This window comes from Sulfurimonas sp. RIFOXYD2_FULL_34_21 (assembly GCF_001830805.1).
GTDB lineage: Bacteria > Campylobacterota > Campylobacteria > Campylobacterales > Sulfurimonadaceae > Sulfurimonas.
Window position 1 is genome coordinate 105,761 of record NZ_MICH01000015.1, and the last position, 16,939, is coordinate 122,699.

A 16,939-nucleotide genomic window follows, 5' to 3' on the forward strand; every position below is an offset into this window, starting at 1 on the left:
ATAACTAATATAGATTAATAGTTATTAGGTATAATACCAATAAAAATTATAAGGTCATTCAATGAGTATAGATAATTCACTAAAGGCTTTCAAACAAGCGCAAAAACTAATTCCCGGCGGAGTAAATTCTCCGGTAAGAGCATTTAGTAGTGTAGGCGGAACGCCTCTATTTATAGCAGAAGGCAATGGTGCATATTTAATTGATATTGACGGAAATAGATATGTGGACTATGTACAAAGTTGGGGTCCGCTTATTTTTGGACATAGAGATGAATCGATAGAAAATGCCGTAATAGAAGCTGTAAAACATGGTTTGAGTTTTGGTGCTCCGACACAAGCGGAGAGTGATTTAGCTACTCTTGTTATTTCAATGTTTGACTCAATTGACAAGATTAGATTTGTAAGCAGCGGAACAGAAGCTGTTATGAGCGCTATTCGTTTGGCTCGTGGCTTTACCGGACGTGATGATATTGTAAAATTTACGGGTTGTTATCATGGGCATAGTGACTCACTTTTAGTTCAAGCGGGAAGCGGTGCGGCTACATTTGGGAATCCAAGTTCACCTGGTGTTCCTGCTGATTTTACAAAACATACTCTTTTAGCAGAGTATAACAATATAGAAAGTGTAAAGAAGTGTTTTAATGACTCAAAAGATATTGCATGTGTAATTATAGAGCCTATTGCAGGAAATATGGGACTTGTTCCCGCAGATAAAGAGTTTTTACATGAACTAAGAAAGCTATGTGATGAAAACGGGACCTTGCTTATTTTTGATGAAGTAATGAGCGGTTTTAGAGCAACTCTGCATGGCGCAGAATCTATAACAGGCGTAAAACCGGATATCGTTACTCTTGGAAAAGTTATAGGCGGAGGAATGCCTGTAGGCGCTTTTGGAGCAAGAGCAGAGATTATGGCAAAACTCTCGCCTGAGGGACCTGTATATCAAGCCGGCACACTAAGTGGAAATCCGGTTGCTATGGCGGCAGGACTCGCGGCAATATCAAAACTAAAAAATAACTCAAAAGTTATGTCTGTCTTAAATGAGAGAGCAAAAAGATTAGTAGATGGCATGAAAAAAGAGGCTGAAAATTGCGGGATTAAAATGCAGATTGATACAAGAGGGAGTATGTTTGGTTTCTTCTTTAATGAAAATCCCGTTAAAAACTTTGCCGATGCATGTAAATCAGATGCCGAGCTTTTTGCCGCATTTCACTCTATGATGTTAAAAGAGGGATTTTACTTTGCATGTTCACTTTATGAGACTGGTTTTATTTCAACAGCAATTACGGATGAGATGATTGAAGATACGATTAAAGCAAGTGCAAAAGTTTTTAAGGCAATATCTAATGTCTGAGCAAGAGGAACAAAAAGCTCCTAGAATCAAACCTATAATTGAAGCAGCCGACCATCTATCACTGGGAATATCTATTGTAGTAGCAGTTCTTATGGGTGTCGGAATAGGAATTTTATTAAAAAACTTTACAGGTATTACTTGGACTTTATGGATTGGTGTTTTTATAGGTATCGCAGCGGCGATATTAAATGTTTACAAAGCATACTCTAGACAGTATAAAGAGTTTGAAAAACTAGCGCAAGAACCTCGTTATGCTATAAAAAAACAGCTTCAAGATGAAGATGATGAAGAGGATTATGGTGCAAAAAACCATTAAAATTTTTGTTGCTACTGAGTTTTTAATTTTAGCCAGCAGTATAATATCTTATACATTTTTTATAAATTTTCAAGTTGCGTACTTGAGCAGTTTTTTTATTATTCTCGGCTCTGCTTATGCTTATAAAAAAATGGTAAATACGCAAACGGATATTGAAAATATCAATGAAAAGAGAGATTTTCTTGATGAAATAGAAGACCCGTATGAACTGTATGATGAGGCACCAATAAATGAAGTACATGTAGATGAACTCGATTTAAAAGCGATAGTTAAAGAAGAAAAACAAAAGATAAAAATATTAAATATAAAAGATATCAAAAAAGGATCTAGGGCAGGGTTCTCACTTTTTAGACTGCTCCCTTATCTTTTTTTGGTGTTAGGTTTTATAGCACTTAAAAATAATGAAGTTTTAGATATCTCCGTATATCTTCCATCTCTGCTTGTCGGTATAATAATAGGCTATAGCGTCTCTAAAGATTTGTTTAAATAAGATTTAAGAGGTAATCATAGGTATATTTATAATTACTTTTTTTTGAAAGTCCATGTAAAAACTTGTATTTGCCGCTAATACTTTTAACTCATTAATCTTATCTTCATTGATGTTTTTAGAACTTACTTCAACAGAGAAAATGCTATATTTTTTATCTTCAAATTTTATATGTTCACCGACTCTATAAAATATTTTTGTTAAAATTTTTTCGTTATTTTCATAGCAAGAGTATATTTTGTTTAATATTTTTATAAAATTATTTGAATCTATAATGATTTCAGGAATAGTAGGGTCAAAATCTTTAAGAAATATAATATCCGAGTTTATTGAATAAGTAGAGATACATAAATCAACAAGCGTATAGATATTTGTCAGTTCTCCTTCAAGCTTTGGTTTATTAAGCTTAAAAGATGGTATTTGATATAGTTTTATTCCTATCTCTTCATCATTCTCATATCCTACGGTAATAGCAAAAAATTTGTAGCGCCCAAAATCCAACTCTACAAATGTAGTTTTAAACCCAAAAGATACATTTGCATAAGTCGTAGCAAAATTAAACAGTTCCTCGGCAGTAATTGCACCAAGCAAAAATTGTGCTTCTGAGTTTAACGATATAATTTTTCCGTTTGAATTAAACAGCACAAACGGGTTGTAATCATACTCTATCCATTGTTGCTCAAAGGTCATATTTTTGGCTACTCTTCTATGTAATTTTTAAGTTTTCGTCCTACTTTAGGATGTTTTAGTTTCTTGATTGCACTTGACTCTATTTGACGTACCCTTTCGCGAGTAACGTTTAACTCTTTGCCTATCTCCTCAAGTGTTCTATCGCTCTCATCATCCATGATTCCAAATCTAAGCTTTATAACTGCTTTTTCTCTCTCATTTAACTGTTCTAAAACGTTCTCAATCTGAACTCTCAAGTCATCTTTTAAAATTGAATCAGATGGAGATAGAGAAGTTTTATCTTCAATAAAATCGCCGAAACGACCATCATCCTCACTGCCTATAGGAGCTTCAAGACTTATCGGCTCTTTTGTGATTTTTATTACATTTTTAACTTTTTCAACAGATAATCCTACCTCTTGTGCAATAATCTCAACATCAGGCTCTCTACCGTGTTCCTGTAGGTGTTTACGCATAATTTTATTTATGCGGTTTATAGTCTCAATCATGTGAATCGGGATACGAATCGTTCTTGCTTGATCTGCAATAGCACGCGATATTGCCTGACGAATCCACCATGTAGCGTAAGTTGAAAACTTATATCCTTTTTGATACTCAAATTTATCAACTGCCTTCATAAGACCGATATTGCCCTCTTGAATCAAATCAAGAAACGGCAATCCACGGTTTGTATATCTTTTTGCGATAGATACGACAAGTCGTAGATTTGATTTTGCCATTTTAGTTTTAGATATCTCGGAAATATTTTTACCGCGTTTAATCTGCTCTAAAATATCTGCTAACTTCTCAGGTTCCATATCAAAGCTATTTTTTGACGCCTCTTTTGTTTGAACAAGTTTCTTTATCTCCATATATGTACTAACCATGGTAGCTTCAGGAACCATACTTGAGATATCTTCTTTTGTTAAATCGCAGATTTTATCAACCAAGATTTTATGGTTTGCTTTTAGAGTTGCATTAAATAGCGGAAGTTTATACTCTAATCGCTTTAGCTCTTTATCGTAACCTTCATCACTCTTAAGCGCAGTTTCCATAGCTTTTACAAGCTCATTTATTAGTTTTGAAGTCGGTCCAAGATCTAATAATTTTTCTTTTAAAACACCTTTTTTATAAGTAACCGCTAAAAAATATTGAACAATATCAAGAGTTAGTTCACCTTCTAGATTTTCAGGCATTTTTTCTGCTAGTTTTACCCACTCTTTTTTTGCTTTTTCTAAGTCTTTAAAGCTTACGGTAACTTTTTCGACTCTGCTTTTATCTTTAGCCGTAAGTGTTTTTTCTACCTCGATATCTTCATTATCGTCATTATCCTCATCATCGTTAATATCAGAATCGTCACTGTCATCTTTTTCGTCTTCAAAGCTTTTAAACAGCTCTTTAACTCTTCTTTCACGGTTTATAAGAGGCTCTTTGTAGTCTAAAATAAAATCAATTAGATACGGAACGGAACATATCGCATCTATAATTATGCTCTCTCCGTTTTCAATTTTTTTACTAATCTCAATCTCTTCTTCTTTTGTTAAAAGAGGAATCTGTCCCATTTCTCTAAGATACATACGAACAGGAGAATCAGAGCGAGACCACTCTAGCAGTTCATGCTCTTTTAATATGTCAAAGTTATCAGTTTCATTGTTTTCTATCATCTTTCTTTGAGCGTTTTTTCTAGCTTCTGCTTCTTTATCATTTAGAAGTTTTGCATGCTCAGAAGATGTGTATATACAAGCTTTGTTCTTTTGAATAAGTTTAAAAATATTGGTTGCTTGTGCGGAAGTCGGCTGTTTGTCAAAAAGTTCTATTAATGACTCATATGTTAAACACTCTTTAGGTTTTTGATTTGTAAAGAATGCTTCGATAGCTTTATTAAGGTCTTTAGCTGTCATATTTAGATACACCTTGTTGGTTTTATAAGATTTTTCAAAGGTGGATTATACCCAAACACTCTTAACATTTCCTTCTTGTCATGTTGGAACACACTTTGCTTTAGAGTTTAAAATATTTGGATAAAGGCAATTTATGCAGAGTGGATATTATAGTTCAGCGGCCGGAATGGTTACTCAATTTAACCGTCTTGACACTATTGCGAACAATCTTGCGAACGTAAATACTGCAGGTTTTAAAGAGGATAATCTTGTTGTAGGTGATTTTATGCGTTTGTACAAAGAAGCCAGAGATGAACTTCCAAATGGAAATCATACAAAAGAAGCGGCACAGTTTTTAAACAGAACCATGAATAAAGCTCCTCAAATAGTTGACTCTTATACGGATTATTCCGTGGGAGATATGCAAAAAACAGACAATTCACTTGATTTGGCTCTCTCAAGAGAGGGACTTTTCTTTTTAGTTAAAACCCCGCAAGGAATTAGACTTACCAGAGAAGGCTCTTTTACAAAAGATGATGAAGGTAAACTAATTACAAAAAGCGGTTATGAAGTTTTGCCGAGTGACTATTTTATAACCAAGCAGCCGATAACTCTAACTCAAGATAACAATATTGTACATGTAGATAAAAACGGACAGATGTCCACAAATATTCCAAACAGTGCTAAGCTTAATGCAGCTTCTAAAATTTTTGTTGCACAGCCTGATAATATGGCTCTTTTGAAAAAAGAGGGTAATAATCTTTTTAGATATGACGGAGAACAAGAATTTGAGAGTATAGAGCAAAGCGGTGCAGTAGTGCAGGGATTTGTTGAAAAGAGCAATGTAAATGCCGTTAAGATGATGACACAGATGATAGAGACTAACCGTTTAGTCGGAATGTATCAAAAAGCTATGGATACACAGATGAATGATATGAATCGTGATGCGATTGAAAAACTTGCTAAAAAAGGATAAAAAATTATGATGCAATCACTTTATACTGCTTCAACAGGAATGTTGGGAATGCAGACGCAAATAAACACTACGGCAAATAATATTGCCAATGTAAATACGATAGGTTTCAAAAAGTCGCGTGCAGAGTTTGCAGACTTAATGTACAAAGTTATGGAGTATGCAGGTACATCTACAAGTGACTCGACAAAGAGTCCTACGGGTATAGAAGTCGGGCTTGGTTCAAGACCTACTGCTATAAATAAGATATTTTCGGAAGGGAGTCTAAAGCAGACTGATAACCAACTTGATTTAGCAATAACAGGAAGAGGTTTTTTTAAATTAGAACTTCCTGATGGAACCGAAGTTTATTCAAGAAACGGTGCTTTTAAAATAGATGAAAACGGTACCGTAGTAAACAGCGACGGTTATAGATTGGTTCCTGAGGTTGTAATACCGCCTGATGCGACTAATGTAAGTATTGGTACTGATGGAACAGTTACTGTTATTCAGCCTGGGCAAACTCAAGCAACACAAGTAGGTCAAGTAACACTTACAAACTTCATAAATCCCGCAGGTCTTCACTCAATGGGGGATAATTTATATATAGAGACTGACAGTTCAGGTCAGCCTGTTGAAGGTACTCCGGGACTTGATGGTCTTGGAGTGTTAAGACAAGGTTTTGTAGAACTAAGCAATGTTGAACTCGTTGTTGAACTTACAGACCTTATTACGGGACAGAGAGCCTATGACTCTAACTCAAAAGTAATCACTACAAGTGATGAAATGCTCCAAACTACAAATAACCTAAAAAGATAATAACTTTTTATTAGCCTCTTGATACGAATTAATATCAAGAGATTAATTTGAATTTTTGTATATTTTTATACTTCCTTTTTATAAAACTACAATCACAATTTGGCTATAATCGCAAAAATTATTTTAAATATAGTTAGGATTTTAAATGCAAAAAGCAAATATTGACGGTAAAGTTTGGAGATTCGGTAAGGATATAGATACGGACTTGATTATAGCAGCTCGTTATTTAAACACATCAGTACCGGAGGAACTTGCAAAACATGTTATGGAAGATGCAGACCCTGAATTTGTAAACAAAATGAGCAGAGGCGATATTATAGTCGCTGGTGAAAATTTCGGTTGCGGAAGTTCTCGTGAGCATGCTCCTATAGCACTTAAAGCCGCAGGTGTAGCTGCCGTTATCGCTCCGACGTTTGCAAGGATTTTTTATCGTAATGCATTTAACATGGGACTACCTATATTTGAACTTCGCGAGAGTGCAGAGATTGCTGAAGGTGATGAGATAAGCGTTGATATGAACAACGGAACTATAACTAATAAAACTTCCGGTAAAACTTATAATTTTATTCCGATTCCGGCTTTTATGCAAGAGCTTATAGATGCCGGCGGACTTATGAATTTTGCACAAAATGAAATTAAAGGTAAATAATGAAAAGATATAAAATTGCACTGATTAAAGGTGATGGAATCGGTCCGGAAATCATAGATGAAGCCGTAAAAGTTTTAGACTCTGTTGCATCTTGTTTTGATTTTTATTTTGAGTATGTAGAGGCTTTAATGGGCGGTTGTGCTTATGACATTACCGGTGATCCTCTTCCTCAAGAGACAATTAATATCTCATTAAGTAGTGATGCCGTACTTTTTGGTGCGATAGGTGGAACAAAGTGGGATAATTTGCCTCGTGAAAAACGACCTGAGAGCGGGCTTCTTAGATTTCGTAAAGAGCTTGGAGTTTATGCAAATCTTCGTCCTGCAGTTGTATATGATGAGCTTATAAATGCATCTTCACTAAAACCTGAGGTTGTAAAGGGTGTTGATTTGATGGTTGTTCGTGAACTTATCGGCGGAATATATTTCGGCGAACCAAAGGGGCGTGACGAAAACAGAGGGTGGAATACTATGGTTTACACCCGCGCGGAGATTGTAAGAATAGCTCATCAAGCATTTAAAATTGCTATGACAAGAAGTAAGAGAGTTTGCTCAATAGATAAAGCAAATGTACTTGATGTTTCTCAGCTTTGGAGAGACGTGGTAACAGAAGTTGCAACCGAATATCCAGAAGTTGAGTTAAGTCACATGTATGTTGATAATGCGGCAATGCAACTAATTCGCGACCCTAGACAATTTGATGTAATGCTAACGGGAAATATTTTTGGCGATATCCTAAGCGATGAAGCAAGTATGCTTTCGGGTTCAATAGGGCTTTTACCGTCGGCTTCAGTAGGAGCAAAGATAGGTGTTTACGAGCCTATTCACGGTTCTGCTCCTGATATAGCAGGACAAGGTATAGCAAATCCTATTGCTACTATTTCATCGGCGTCTATGATGCTTAGATATGCTCTTGGCGAAAATGCAGCTGCCGATAAAATAGATGCTGCGGTCAAAAGAGCGCTTAAAGAAGGGTATAGAACAAAAGACTTAGCACAATTTGATGCTAAAGAGGTTTGTTCTACAAGTGAAATGGGTTCAATTATTGCTAACTATGCGGCAAAATGAAAACATTAACTCTAGCAAATATTTATGAGCTGCAAGGTCTAAAAGAGGAAGCTTTAGAGATTTATAAAGAGATTCTCAAAAAAGAGCCTTCAAATAGCGATGCTAAAATTGCTATACGAAGACTCTCCGGTATGAGAAAAAAATTTTTAAACGTAAATACTCAGATGAAGGAGTATTTTATAAAAATGCAAGAGGATGTCGAGTTTAATGAATTTGAAAGGTGGTTACTAAAGTTATGGAATTAAAAGATGTAATTCTCTCGACTTTGGCGGAGATGGAAGATATAAAGCCAAATATAATAAATAACTCAAAAATAATAGACAATTTTAAACCAAAAATAAGAGAAGAGTTAAGTATTGAGGTAAAATCTGAAGTAAAATCTGCACCTGAAGATGAGCCGGCAATTAGTAACGAGATGCTATTTTTAATATCCATGAGAGAAAGATTGCTTGTACTTTTTGAAGGATTTCAAGCACCAAATAATACAAATATAGAGGCAAAAGTAGATATGACACTAAATTTTTTAGAGTATGTGTTAGTTACTATTGATTCAAGAGTAGAAGAGTTAGAGAGAGGAAGTCAAAAATGAGTCAATACAGAGTACTTATAGATGCAAATGATGAAAAAGGTTTAGTTCATAAAGTATCTACGGTTTTTTACAAAAATGATTTAAATATTCTAACAAATAGTGAGTTCGTGGATAAAGAAAATAATAAATTTTTCATGAGAAGCGTTGTTGATGGCAATATAGAACTAAATAAACTCTATGAACTTTTAAGTGATGTTTTGCCTTCAAATGCTAATATAGAGGTTATAGCACCTAAAAATAAGAATATAATTATTATGGCTACAAAAGAGATGCATGCTCTGGGCGATATATTGATTCGTCACGAAGCAGGAGAACTTGAGGCAAATATTTTGGCTGTTATCTCCAACTATAGTGATTTAGAATCTTTGGTAGGCAAGTTTAATATTCCTTTCATCGCAATTTCACATGTAGGTTTGGATAGAGTTGAACATGAGAACAAGGTACTTGAGTGTTTAGCAGAGTTTGAGGAGATAGACTATATTGTTTTAGCAAAATATATGAGAATATTGACTCCTAGATTTGTAGAGGTATATGAGAATAGAATCATAAATATTCATCACTCATTTTTACCTGCATTTATTGGTGCAAACCCTTATAAACAAGCTTATGACAGGGGCGTCAAAATCATAGGCGCAACTTCTCATTTTGTAAATAACAATCTTGATGAGGGTCCTATTATCGCTCAAGAAGTTATACATGTAGATCATGCTTATGGATGGAAAGATATGCAACGTTCGGGTAAAGATGTCGAAAAAGTTGTTCTCTCAAGAGCTTTAAAACTAGCCCTTGAAGATAGAATATTTGTATATGCAAATAAAACTGTTATCTTCTAATGATATGCACTAAAATGAGCAAAGCCCATTTCAGCGGCAGGGACTCTTCGTCCCTGCAACCCCCTAAAGCTACAAAAAAATTATTTTTTGAGAGACATTGTAATGGCTTTTAATTTAGTCCTCGTAAATCCTCAAATTCCAAATAATACAGGTGCAATAGGGCGTCTCTGCGTTAATGCAGGTGCTGCTTTGCATATAATAAAGCCGATTGCATTTGATATTGATGAAAAAGCGGTAAGACGGGCAGGGCTTGATTATTGGCATAAGCTTGATTTACATGTATGGGAGAGTTTAGATGATTTTTTTGCAAATAACAATATAACCGATAATGCTTATTTTGCAACGACAAAAACAGATAAACCGTACTTTGATGCGAAGTTTAAAGATGGTGATTATATATTTTTCGGAAGCGAGACGACCGGTATCCCCGAAGATATTTTAAACAGATATAAAGAGCAAAATATAACAATTCCTATGACAAAAGAGGGTAGAAGTCTAAATCTTGCCATCAGTACCGGAATAGTGCTATATGAGGCTATAAAACAAAACTACGCAATTTTTAAGGAAAATATATGAGTACTGTTATTAATTCCGTAATGCTTATACTTTTTATACTATTTATGATTTTTATTTTCGGCGGTTACCATAAAAATAAATCAGCACAAAGAGAAGCGCAGAGAGAGGCTGATGAAAAAAAGTTAAAAGATAAACAAAGTGATATCTAAAGAAATCTCTCTGCTAATTTCTCTATAGAACTTTCAAATCTTTCTAACAGACTTTGTGCATTTTTTACTATAATTGACATTTTAAATCCTTCTAATTTTTCAAATACTACACGTAATTTCAAAAAAATATAAAAAATATTGCATTTTGTCATAAAAATTTTGACTAAATTTTAAAAAAAGATTATAATCTCTATTATTTGATGAAGGAAGTACTATGAAAAGTTTTCTTGAAATTGTTGAAGAGATTAAAAGTATCGTATCTACCGAATTTAACGGTAAAAAAATATTTGACAAAGATGTTGCGGATATTTTAGGTATCTCTCAAATGAATTTTGCAACTATGAAAAAGAGAAATAAAATACCATTTGGAGAGCTTTTGGATTTTTGCGCTACAAAATCTATATCTATAAACTGGATGCTTTACGGTCAATCGCCTGAGAGCCTGGTTGAAGCAACAAATAGATTTTTTTTAGTTAAGTACTTTAGAAATATTAATGCTTCTGCAGGAGGCGGAGCAGATATTGAGGAAGAAGAACAACAAGGTGTGGAAATTCCACATGAATTTGTGCAAATGCTTGGAGGAGAGAGAGAGTTAAAATATATTGAAGCTATAAATGTAACAGGTGATTCAATGGAGCCTACTTTTAGCTACAATGATATAGTTTTCATAAACAGAAGCAAAACTGATCTTCAAAGAGGCGGTATATTTACTATAAAAACTGAAGCCGGACTTTTTATAAAGAGAGTTCAAAAAAGAATAGACGGAAAAATAGATATAATATCCGATAATCAAGTCTATTCCACTCAGACACTAGATCCAAGAGATATAGAAGTAATAGGAAGAGTAGTCAGTAGATTTGGAAGTGTAGATTAAAAGGCTTTACTTTGAGATATATTTTTATAATTTTGTCGGCAGTTCTATTTTTCGGTTGTTCTTCAAGTAGTATTAAGAAAGATATTTTTATTAAAACCAATGATGATAATAATGTTACATGTGAAGAGTTTATATCAAATAGAACTTCTAGTAGTGTAAAAATATACGACCTTCTAAATATTCCGCAAAATGTAAACTACTTTTTAAAAAATTTTGATAATAATGTCTCAATTTATGATATTCAAAAAAAATATGAAGAGCACTATTTTACTATATGGAACATTGATAAACCAACAGAAGAACTAAACTCCATAAAATGGCCTTTTTCCTCATTTTGCGCCGATAAAAGTTATGGGGAAAATTTACAACCTTTAGAACAGTCTTTTTTTGATGCAATCTTAAATAATGCAAATTTTGAAGCTTATGCAACTATAAATGTAAAAGCCGTCGTTTTAAAAGAGAGCAGTATAAGAGCTTTTCCTACTATTAAACCGCTGTTAAAAGACCCTTCGATAGCAGGAGAAGGATTTCCTTTTGATTATCTTCAAAATAGCACGATACACGCGAACAAGCCCATTTTTGTATCACATTATTCAAAAGACAAAGAGTGGGCTTATGTATTTAGCAGTTTTGCGTCAGGCTGGGTAAAAAGCAATGAATTTGCAATTTTAGAAAAACAACATGTAGATGCATGGCAAAAAGCAGAGCAGGTTTTTATCATTAAAGATAATGAGCCTATCTATTCGTTTGATGGAGACTTTTTATTTAAATCAAAAGTCGGAATGATGTTTGCACTTATATCAGAAGATAAAGAGACATACACGGTTTTAAGTGTATCTTCATATAAAGATTCAAAGCCGCTTTTTTTAAAATCTAAGATTTCTAAAAATATAGCTACTAAAGATATAATGAAGCTAAATACAAACAATCTGGAAACAATTATTAATGAAGTTTCAAAAACAAATTACGGTTGGGGTGGAATTTATGAACAAAGAGATTGCTCCTCGATGCTTAAAGATATGTTTGCACCGTTTGGAATTTGGCTTCCTAGAAACTCATATCAGCAAAGCAAAGTCGGAAAAGTTATAAGTTTAAAAAATTTAAATAATGATGAGAAGATAAAAATTATAAAAGAAAAAGCAGTTGCATTTCAAACACTTCTTTACAAAAAAGGGCATATAGTTCTTTACGTCGGAATTTATAATGATGAAATAGTCGTATTTCACAACACTTGGGGAATCAAAACTAAAAAAGACGGTATTGAAGGCAGAATAGTAATCGGAAAGCCGATTTTTAGTTCATTAAAGTTAGGAAGAGAACAAAAAGATTATGATGAAGATTCAGAGATGCTTAGAAACCTTCAAAGTATGAATATTTTGACACAGTAAAAATTTTTACTATGCCTTTATGTCTAGAAGTGAGCCGAGCATCTCATCTTGAGTTTTTATTGCAGTAACATTAACTGCTGTTGCTTCCTGAGCAATAATCTGATTTGGAATCTCTTTTGTTAAATCAGTTTGGCTTATTTTAGAACCGTTGTCATCAGCTTTGCTATTGTCAGCTTTAAGTGAACTGCCGCTACTAACAACTCTGCTGTTTGTAGGGACAAAACCATCAGTGTTAACATTTGCAATGTTATTAGCAGTTACATCCATCATATTTTGGTGAGCTTGTATTGACGAAACATTATTAGATAAATTCATATTAAACTCCTTTGTCTTTCAATTGTACTACTTAGAAGCTAAAAATATGTTTATTTATTGGCAGTAATTTTTTGATAACTTCACTCTAAATGAAGAAGTTATCAATTTTTTTTAGTGAAGGTCTGCGTTTAGTTTAATCTCTCTTGTGCTTCTTTGCACTACATATTGTCCAGTCATAGAATTTTGTCTGAAATGAAGCCCATTAAGACCGGCAAGTTCTGATGCTTTCATGATGTTTGATAAATTAGTATTTGGATTTACATCTTGTATCTCAGATATTTCCTCATCATTAATATGCACTTTTGTTCCCGCAAAAATCGCAAGTCCTCCATCAATAATACATCCGTCTCCCAAAGGAATACCACATGTAGAGTTTGCGCCTAAAAGAGTGTTTTTGCCTATTGTAATAGGATTTCCGTCTGTTCCGCTAAGTACGCCTAAAATAGAAGCACCGCCTCCTACATCACTTCCTGCTCCGACAATAGCAGAACTAGAAATACGACCCTCAACCATAACGGGACCGGTCGTACCTGCATTAAAGTTGATATAAGATGCACCCGGCATTACCGTAGTTCCTGCTGCAAGTTGAGCACCGAATCTAACTTTTGAAGCATCTAAAATTCTGGTGTTGTCCGCAGGGATAATATGCTGCAAGAATCTTGGGAATTTATCTACAAAGTCTATATGAGGGTACTCATTTGAGAGTTTTAACTCTATTTCAAATTCTCTTAAGTAATCAAGCTCAATAGGCTGACCGTTTGACCATGCGACATTTGGCAGAGCACCAAACGCACCGTTTAAGTTAATACTTCTTAACGCAACTTTTGCTCCGGAGATAGCATAAAGTTTTAAATACGTTGCTTCTACACTTTTTAGTGGCTCATCAGCAAAAATAAACGTTACTTTAAATTCGCCCTCCAAAGAGCCGCTGTTCATGATTTGGTTATATAGTGCAGAAACAACTTGAATGTTTTTGTGTGCATCGCCATATGCCTCATCCGAGTACGGAGTAAAAGCATTTAGGCAGCTTTTTAAAAAGGCACTATTAATATTGCAGACAACTTCGCTTTCATTAAAATCTATATCAATACCTTGTTCAGTTAATGCTCTGATAAAAATAGCAGCACTTCCGAAATTTTCATGCCAGTTTATTAAAGGATAAGTGGCTTGAAGAGTTTTTCCTAGATTTAACTGCCCTAAATCTACCCTGCATATACCAAACGCCAAAGGGTCTTTGTAACCTTTTGTAGAAGACTTAATGTTTTGGACTAGTGCTTTAAAAGCATCTGTGGTTTGAATGATTTCCATGGGTTCTCGCTTGTAATTATTTATTATGCCTTATTGTACATAAGAGTGCCTCTAATAACCCTTAATAATTTTTAAAGATTATTAATGCCCAATTGTAATATACTACGATTATGAATAAATGGATAGAACTTTTAAAAAACAATGACTTTTTGGGCGTAAAAAAATATATAAAAGATGGTGCAAACTTAAATGATGCAAGTGAAAACGGTGAGTCTGTTTTAGCATTTTCACTAAGACAAAGGTGTGATTTTGATTTAGTTATGTTGCTTATAGATAGCGGTGCTGATATTTATGACTTTGATGAAGAGGGTGTTAGTATATTTGACATGGCAATAACGTACGATAATATTGAGATGGTTAAATATTTGATATCAAAAGGCATAGATGTAAACTTTACACAAAGAAGAAGTAAATTTACTCCTTTAATGGCGGCTGCATGTTATGGCAGAGTTGAAATAGCAAAACTTCTTATCGAGCATGGCGCCAATAAAAATGCAGTTGATTCAAAAGGAATTAGTGTAATAGACTTTGCAAGAAAGACAAATAAAAAGAGTATTTTAACGCTTCTTGATTATGATGAAAAAGCGCCAAAAAATATAAATTATGCTAGGTAAATATTTTTTCTTTTCTTTAAGGTACGTTTAGTAAATTTACAAAGCTTTTATAACTCTCTATGATCTGTTGATTTTTTTGACTTTGAATATAAAATTCTATAGCCTTTTTTCCAAGTCGCGGAATCTCATTTTTTACAGCCCAACTGCTTACCGTACCCTCTGGAATTTCCAATATGGCTGAAAGTTGTTTTTGAGTTATTTTAAGTTCGTCACATATCTCTTTGACAACATTTGTTTTTGGTTTTGATTTTTTGAGTTTTTGACTCTTTAAAACTAGTATATCTTGAATATCTTGAACATCCTCTTTTGGCTCTTGAACTTCCTCTTCAATTTCCTTTACTTCAATTTTTTTAACTACTTGAAGCTCCTCGTACTTACTGTTTTGAGATATCCATTTTACTATATCAGAAGCTGATATTATCCAGTCTCTGTTATTAAATTTAGAGACAACATCAGTTGTAAATAAAGAGGCACAATCTTTGGCAATTTCTTCATTGCTTAACTGATAAAGCATTGAAAAAGCAAGTTGTCTGGCACCGGGACCTGAATGTCCCCAGTCAAAACCATTTTTTGACATATTAAACAATTCATATCTAGTAGGCAACTCTAACTCACCATAAGTTACATACCTAGTTCCCAGAAGTGTTCTATGTCCTTTAAAAACATGATTATTTCTAATAACAGCCATTCTTACCTCTTAAATTTTAAATGTATAGTGATGGTTTATTTCATCTTTCTCATCTCTTTTACTAAAAAAGACAAATCGATAAACAACATATATAAACACGCTCAGCAATAATAATACCAATAACCAAATTAACATGATGCCATTCCTTGACTTTTACTTATTTTAAAAATCGGCAATCTTACAATTAAATTAAATTATAGTTTATATTTGACTCATGTAAAAAGTTTGTAAAAAGACCAAAGTATTTTTCTACATACTCTTTTTCAGTTGCACAAAGAGATATCTCTACTGAAACATTACCCTCATTTATAATAGGCAAAGAGGAGAACTCTATATCTTTTGGAATTTTTTTCATTATATTTATAAGCGTATTTTCACTTGTTTTTGCCAGTAGAGTGAGTCTGTATTTTTTAAGAGATTTGTTAAATAGATTTTTAATTACTGAACTGATCATAGGATGAGACATCTGGGGAAATCCAGGAGTAAAAAAGTATCTGTTTTTCAAAGAAAATCCTGACATGTTGTTTACGGGATTGAACAAAAGTTCTGAATTTTCGGGCAAATCCGACATGTGAATTCTGTGAGGGTAAGCATCTTCTCCAAATCTATCTATAATGTCTTGTTCAAATTTTTTATGTCGCTGTAATGGTTTTGCCGTAAAAACATCTGCGGCTATTGCTCTTGTCAAATCATCAGGAGTAGCACCGATGCCGCCAAAAGAAAACATAACACTGTTTTTGTCGCTCTTTATAAGTTTGTATGTATTTTTTATTAAATTTTTATCATCTTTTATAATAAAAGAAGCAAAAAGTTCATGCCCGTATTTTGATAATTCTTCTTTTAAAAACTCAAAGTGCTTATCAGCTCTTCGCCCGTTTAATATTTCACTACCGATAATACAAGCGTAAAAATGCATATTTCTCTTTTGTTTTTTATAAATTATAGTTTAGAGATTGTTAGAATACTCTTATATAGAGTATAATTCTAAAATTAAATTAAAAAAGGTATTTTTATGTCTTATGCACAACAGCTAGAAGAGTTAATTATAAAAACGGTTATTCCTGATATTGATGAAAGATTAGATGAAATTTTTGAAGAGATTGCAGATAATAAAGAAGCAAGCGAAGATGCAAAGGAAGAAATAGAAGAGCTTCGCGAATTTAAGGCTGACTTACAGGATGTTTTAGAAGATATAAAAAGCGGAGATATCGAGGAAGATGAGTGTAAAGAACTAATCGATGATATTTTAGAAGCTCAAAACGGAAGCGAAGAAGACGATTTCGGATTTGAAGAAGATTAATAAAATACTACATGTTAAATTTTAACATGTAGCAAAATACAATTAATCGCCAGTTATCTCATTAACAGTTCTTTTAGTCGCTTCCCAAGCGTCACTCGAATCTTTCTTTACT

Annotated in this window: 22 protein-coding genes; 16 read left to right on the forward strand and 6 right to left on the reverse strand. The window is 33.6% G+C overall.

The features are described from left to right. The first annotated feature begins 61 nt into the window (after positions 1-61). The 3 genes from hemL (at position 62) to A2530_RS10560 (ending at position 2,160) form a co-directional block, all read left to right on the forward strand. Entirely contained in the window at positions 62-1,354 is a 1,293-nt protein-coding gene (gene hemL, locus A2530_RS10550) for a glutamate-1-semialdehyde 2,1-aminomutase (RefSeq protein WP_294885417.1), read from the forward strand. Further along, positions 1,347-1,670, forward strand: a complete 324-nt coding sequence (locus tag A2530_RS10555) for an AtpZ/AtpI family protein (protein WP_294885416.1) — start codon at positions 1,347-1,349, stop codon at positions 1,668-1,670. The genes hemL and A2530_RS10555 overlap by 8 nt, the downstream gene beginning before the upstream one ends. 82 nt (positions 1,671-1,752) lie before the next feature. After that, entirely contained in the window at positions 1,753-2,160 is a 408-nt protein-coding gene (locus A2530_RS10560) for a hypothetical protein (protein WP_294885415.1), read from the forward strand. Positions 2,161-2,163: 3 nt separating this feature from the next. On the opposite strand, the gene A2530_RS10565 is transcribed toward A2530_RS10560, so the two are convergent. Further along, positions 2,164-2,847 carry a hypothetical protein gene (locus tag A2530_RS10565; RefSeq protein ID WP_294885414.1) on the reverse strand — a complete coding sequence of 228 codons (684 nt, stop codon included), beginning with the start codon at positions 2,845-2,847 and terminating at the stop codon, positions 2,164-2,166. An 8-nt stretch (positions 2,848-2,855) separates the two neighbouring features. Next, a complete protein-coding gene (gene rpoD / locus A2530_RS10570) occupies positions 2,856-4,739 on the reverse strand; it encodes an RNA polymerase sigma factor RpoD (RefSeq protein ID WP_294885413.1) in 1,884 nt (627 codons plus the stop codon). Positions 4,740-4,860: 121 nt separating this feature from the next. Here rpoD and A2530_RS10575 point away from each other — a divergent pair, with 121 nt between their 5' ends. The 11 genes from A2530_RS10575 (at position 4,861) to A2530_RS10625 (ending at position 12,602) form a co-directional block, all read left to right on the forward strand. Continuing rightward, positions 4,861-5,682 (forward strand): flagellar hook-basal body protein, encoded by an 822-nt coding sequence (locus A2530_RS10575; protein ID WP_294885412.1) that lies wholly within the window; start codon positions 4,861-4,863, stop codon positions 5,680-5,682. 6 nt (positions 5,683-5,688) lie between these two features. Then, on the forward strand, positions 5,689-6,477 hold the full coding sequence (gene flgG / locus A2530_RS10580) for a flagellar basal-body rod protein FlgG (RefSeq protein ID WP_294885411.1): 789 nt from the start codon (positions 5,689-5,691) through the stop codon (positions 6,475-6,477). A gap of 145 nt (positions 6,478-6,622) precedes the next feature. Next, a complete protein-coding gene (locus A2530_RS10585) occupies positions 6,623-7,126 on the forward strand; it encodes a 3-isopropylmalate dehydratase small subunit (protein ID WP_294885410.1) in 504 nt (167 codons plus the stop codon). Then, complete coding sequence (leuB, locus tag A2530_RS10590; protein ID WP_294885409.1) at positions 7,126-8,193, forward strand: 3-isopropylmalate dehydrogenase; 1,068 nt, start codon at positions 7,126-7,128, stop codon at positions 8,191-8,193. The genes A2530_RS10585 and leuB overlap by 1 nt, the downstream gene beginning before the upstream one ends. Then, a complete protein-coding gene (locus tag A2530_RS10595) occupies positions 8,190-8,438 on the forward strand; it encodes a tetratricopeptide repeat protein (protein WP_294885408.1) in 249 nt (82 codons plus the stop codon). The genes leuB and A2530_RS10595 overlap by 4 nt, the downstream gene beginning before the upstream one ends. Further along, on the forward strand, positions 8,429-8,782 hold the full coding sequence (locus A2530_RS10600) for a hypothetical protein (protein WP_294885407.1): 354 nt from the start codon (positions 8,429-8,431) through the stop codon (positions 8,780-8,782). The genes A2530_RS10595 and A2530_RS10600 overlap by 10 nt, the downstream gene beginning before the upstream one ends. Further along, positions 8,779-9,615 carry a formyltetrahydrofolate deformylase gene (gene purU, locus A2530_RS10605; RefSeq protein WP_294885406.1) on the forward strand — a complete coding sequence of 279 codons (837 nt, stop codon included), beginning with the start codon at positions 8,779-8,781 and terminating at the stop codon, positions 9,613-9,615. Before A2530_RS10600 ends, purU begins: the two co-directional genes overlap by 4 nt. Before the next feature lie 102 nt (positions 9,616-9,717). Continuing rightward, positions 9,718-10,191, forward strand: a complete 474-nt coding sequence (locus tag A2530_RS10610; RefSeq protein ID WP_294885405.1) for a tRNA (cytidine(34)-2'-O)-methyltransferase — start codon at positions 9,718-9,720, stop codon at positions 10,189-10,191. Continuing rightward, positions 10,188-10,340 (forward strand): hypothetical protein, encoded by a 153-nt coding sequence (locus A2530_RS10615; protein WP_294885404.1) that lies wholly within the window; start codon positions 10,188-10,190, stop codon positions 10,338-10,340. Before A2530_RS10610 ends, A2530_RS10615 begins: the two co-directional genes overlap by 4 nt. A 214-nt stretch (positions 10,341-10,554) precedes the next feature. Continuing rightward, positions 10,555-11,214 carry a LexA family transcriptional regulator gene (locus tag A2530_RS10620; RefSeq protein ID WP_294885403.1) on the forward strand — a complete coding sequence of 220 codons (660 nt, stop codon included), beginning with the start codon at positions 10,555-10,557 and terminating at the stop codon, positions 11,212-11,214. Between the two features lie 11 nt (positions 11,215-11,225). Further along, positions 11,226-12,602 (forward strand): SH3 domain-containing C40 family peptidase, encoded by a 1,377-nt coding sequence (locus A2530_RS10625; protein WP_294885402.1) that lies wholly within the window; start codon positions 11,226-11,228, stop codon positions 12,600-12,602. Between the two features lie 9 nt (positions 12,603-12,611). On the opposite strand, the gene A2530_RS10630 is transcribed toward A2530_RS10625, so the two are convergent. Both A2530_RS10630 and A2530_RS10635 read right to left on the reverse strand, forming a co-directional pair. Next, a complete protein-coding gene (locus A2530_RS10630; protein WP_294885401.1) occupies positions 12,612-12,917 on the reverse strand; it encodes a flagellar basal body protein in 306 nt (101 codons plus the stop codon). 111 nt (positions 12,918-13,028) lie between these two features. Then, positions 13,029-14,225, reverse strand: coding sequence for a tetrahydrodipicolinate N-succinyltransferase N-terminal domain-containing protein (locus A2530_RS10635; protein ID WP_294885400.1), 1,197 nt, complete (start codon positions 14,223-14,225; stop codon positions 13,029-13,031). A gap of 110 nt (positions 14,226-14,335) precedes the next feature. Between A2530_RS10635 and A2530_RS10640 the strand changes: the two genes are divergently transcribed. Continuing rightward, positions 14,336-14,839, forward strand: a complete 504-nt coding sequence (locus tag A2530_RS10640; RefSeq protein WP_294885399.1) for an ankyrin repeat domain-containing protein — start codon at positions 14,336-14,338, stop codon at positions 14,837-14,839. A gap of 16 nt (positions 14,840-14,855) precedes the next feature. Here A2530_RS10640 and A2530_RS10645 read toward each other — a convergent pair whose 3' ends face one another. Both A2530_RS10645 and A2530_RS10650 read right to left on the reverse strand, forming a co-directional pair. Beyond that, positions 14,856-15,527, reverse strand: coding sequence for a DUF6166 domain-containing protein (locus A2530_RS10645; protein WP_294885398.1), 672 nt, complete (start codon positions 15,525-15,527; stop codon positions 14,856-14,858). A 184-nt stretch (positions 15,528-15,711) separates the two neighbouring features. Beyond that, positions 15,712-16,443, reverse strand: a complete 732-nt coding sequence (locus A2530_RS10650; RefSeq protein ID WP_294885397.1) for a molybdopterin-binding protein — start codon at positions 16,441-16,443, stop codon at positions 15,712-15,714. A 96-nt stretch (positions 16,444-16,539) separates the two neighbouring features. Here A2530_RS10650 and A2530_RS10655 point away from each other — a divergent pair, with 96 nt between their 5' ends. Beyond that, complete coding sequence (locus tag A2530_RS10655) at positions 16,540-16,827, forward strand: hypothetical protein (RefSeq protein ID WP_294885396.1); 288 nt, start codon at positions 16,540-16,542, stop codon at positions 16,825-16,827. The last annotated feature ends 112 nt before the right edge of the window (positions 16,828-16,939 follow it).

Excerpts from the sequence above, each read along its gene's own strand:
- hemL (WP_294885417.1), top strand. The coding sequence starts at position 62 with ATGAGTATAGATAATTCACTAAAGGCTTTCAAACAAGCGCAAAAACTA.
- A2530_RS10555 (WP_294885416.1), top strand. The coding sequence starts at position 1,347 with ATGTCTGAGCAAGAGGAACAAAAAGCTCCTAGAATCAAACCTATAATT.
- A2530_RS10565 (WP_294885414.1), bottom strand. The coding sequence starts at position 2,847 with ATGACCTTTGAGCAACAATGGATAGAGTATGATTACAACCCGTTTGTG.
- A2530_RS10575 (WP_294885412.1), top strand. The coding sequence starts at position 4,861 with ATGCAGAGTGGATATTATAGTTCAGCGGCCGGAATGGTTACTCAATTT.
- flgG (WP_294885411.1), top strand. The coding sequence starts at position 5,689 with ATGATGCAATCACTTTATACTGCTTCAACAGGAATGTTGGGAATGCAG.
- A2530_RS10585 (WP_294885410.1), top strand. The coding sequence starts at position 6,623 with ATGCAAAAAGCAAATATTGACGGTAAAGTTTGGAGATTCGGTAAGGAT.
- leuB (WP_294885409.1), top strand. The coding sequence starts at position 7,126 with ATGAAAAGATATAAAATTGCACTGATTAAAGGTGATGGAATCGGTCCG.
- A2530_RS10595 (WP_294885408.1), top strand. The coding sequence starts at position 8,190 with ATGAAAACATTAACTCTAGCAAATATTTATGAGCTGCAAGGTCTAAAA.
- A2530_RS10600 (WP_294885407.1), top strand. The coding sequence starts at position 8,429 with ATGGAATTAAAAGATGTAATTCTCTCGACTTTGGCGGAGATGGAAGAT.
- purU (WP_294885406.1), top strand. The coding sequence starts at position 8,779 with ATGAGTCAATACAGAGTACTTATAGATGCAAATGATGAAAAAGGTTTA.
- A2530_RS10610 (WP_294885405.1), top strand. The coding sequence starts at position 9,718 with ATGGCTTTTAATTTAGTCCTCGTAAATCCTCAAATTCCAAATAATACA.
- A2530_RS10615 (WP_294885404.1), top strand. The coding sequence starts at position 10,188 with ATGAGTACTGTTATTAATTCCGTAATGCTTATACTTTTTATACTATTT.
- A2530_RS10620 (WP_294885403.1), top strand. The coding sequence starts at position 10,555 with ATGAAAAGTTTTCTTGAAATTGTTGAAGAGATTAAAAGTATCGTATCT.
- A2530_RS10630 (WP_294885401.1), bottom strand. The coding sequence starts at position 12,917 with ATGAATTTATCTAATAATGTTTCGTCAATACAAGCTCACCAAAATATG.
- A2530_RS10635 (WP_294885400.1), bottom strand. The coding sequence starts at position 14,225 with ATGGAAATCATTCAAACCACAGATGCTTTTAAAGCACTAGTCCAAAAC.
- A2530_RS10640 (WP_294885399.1), top strand. The coding sequence starts at position 14,336 with ATGAATAAATGGATAGAACTTTTAAAAAACAATGACTTTTTGGGCGTA.
- A2530_RS10645 (WP_294885398.1), bottom strand. The coding sequence starts at position 15,527 with ATGGCTGTTATTAGAAATAATCATGTTTTTAAAGGACATAGAACACTT.
- A2530_RS10650 (WP_294885397.1), bottom strand. The coding sequence starts at position 16,443 with ATGCATTTTTACGCTTGTATTATCGGTAGTGAAATATTAAACGGGCGA.
- A2530_RS10655 (WP_294885396.1), top strand. The coding sequence starts at position 16,540 with ATGTCTTATGCACAACAGCTAGAAGAGTTAATTATAAAAACGGTTATT.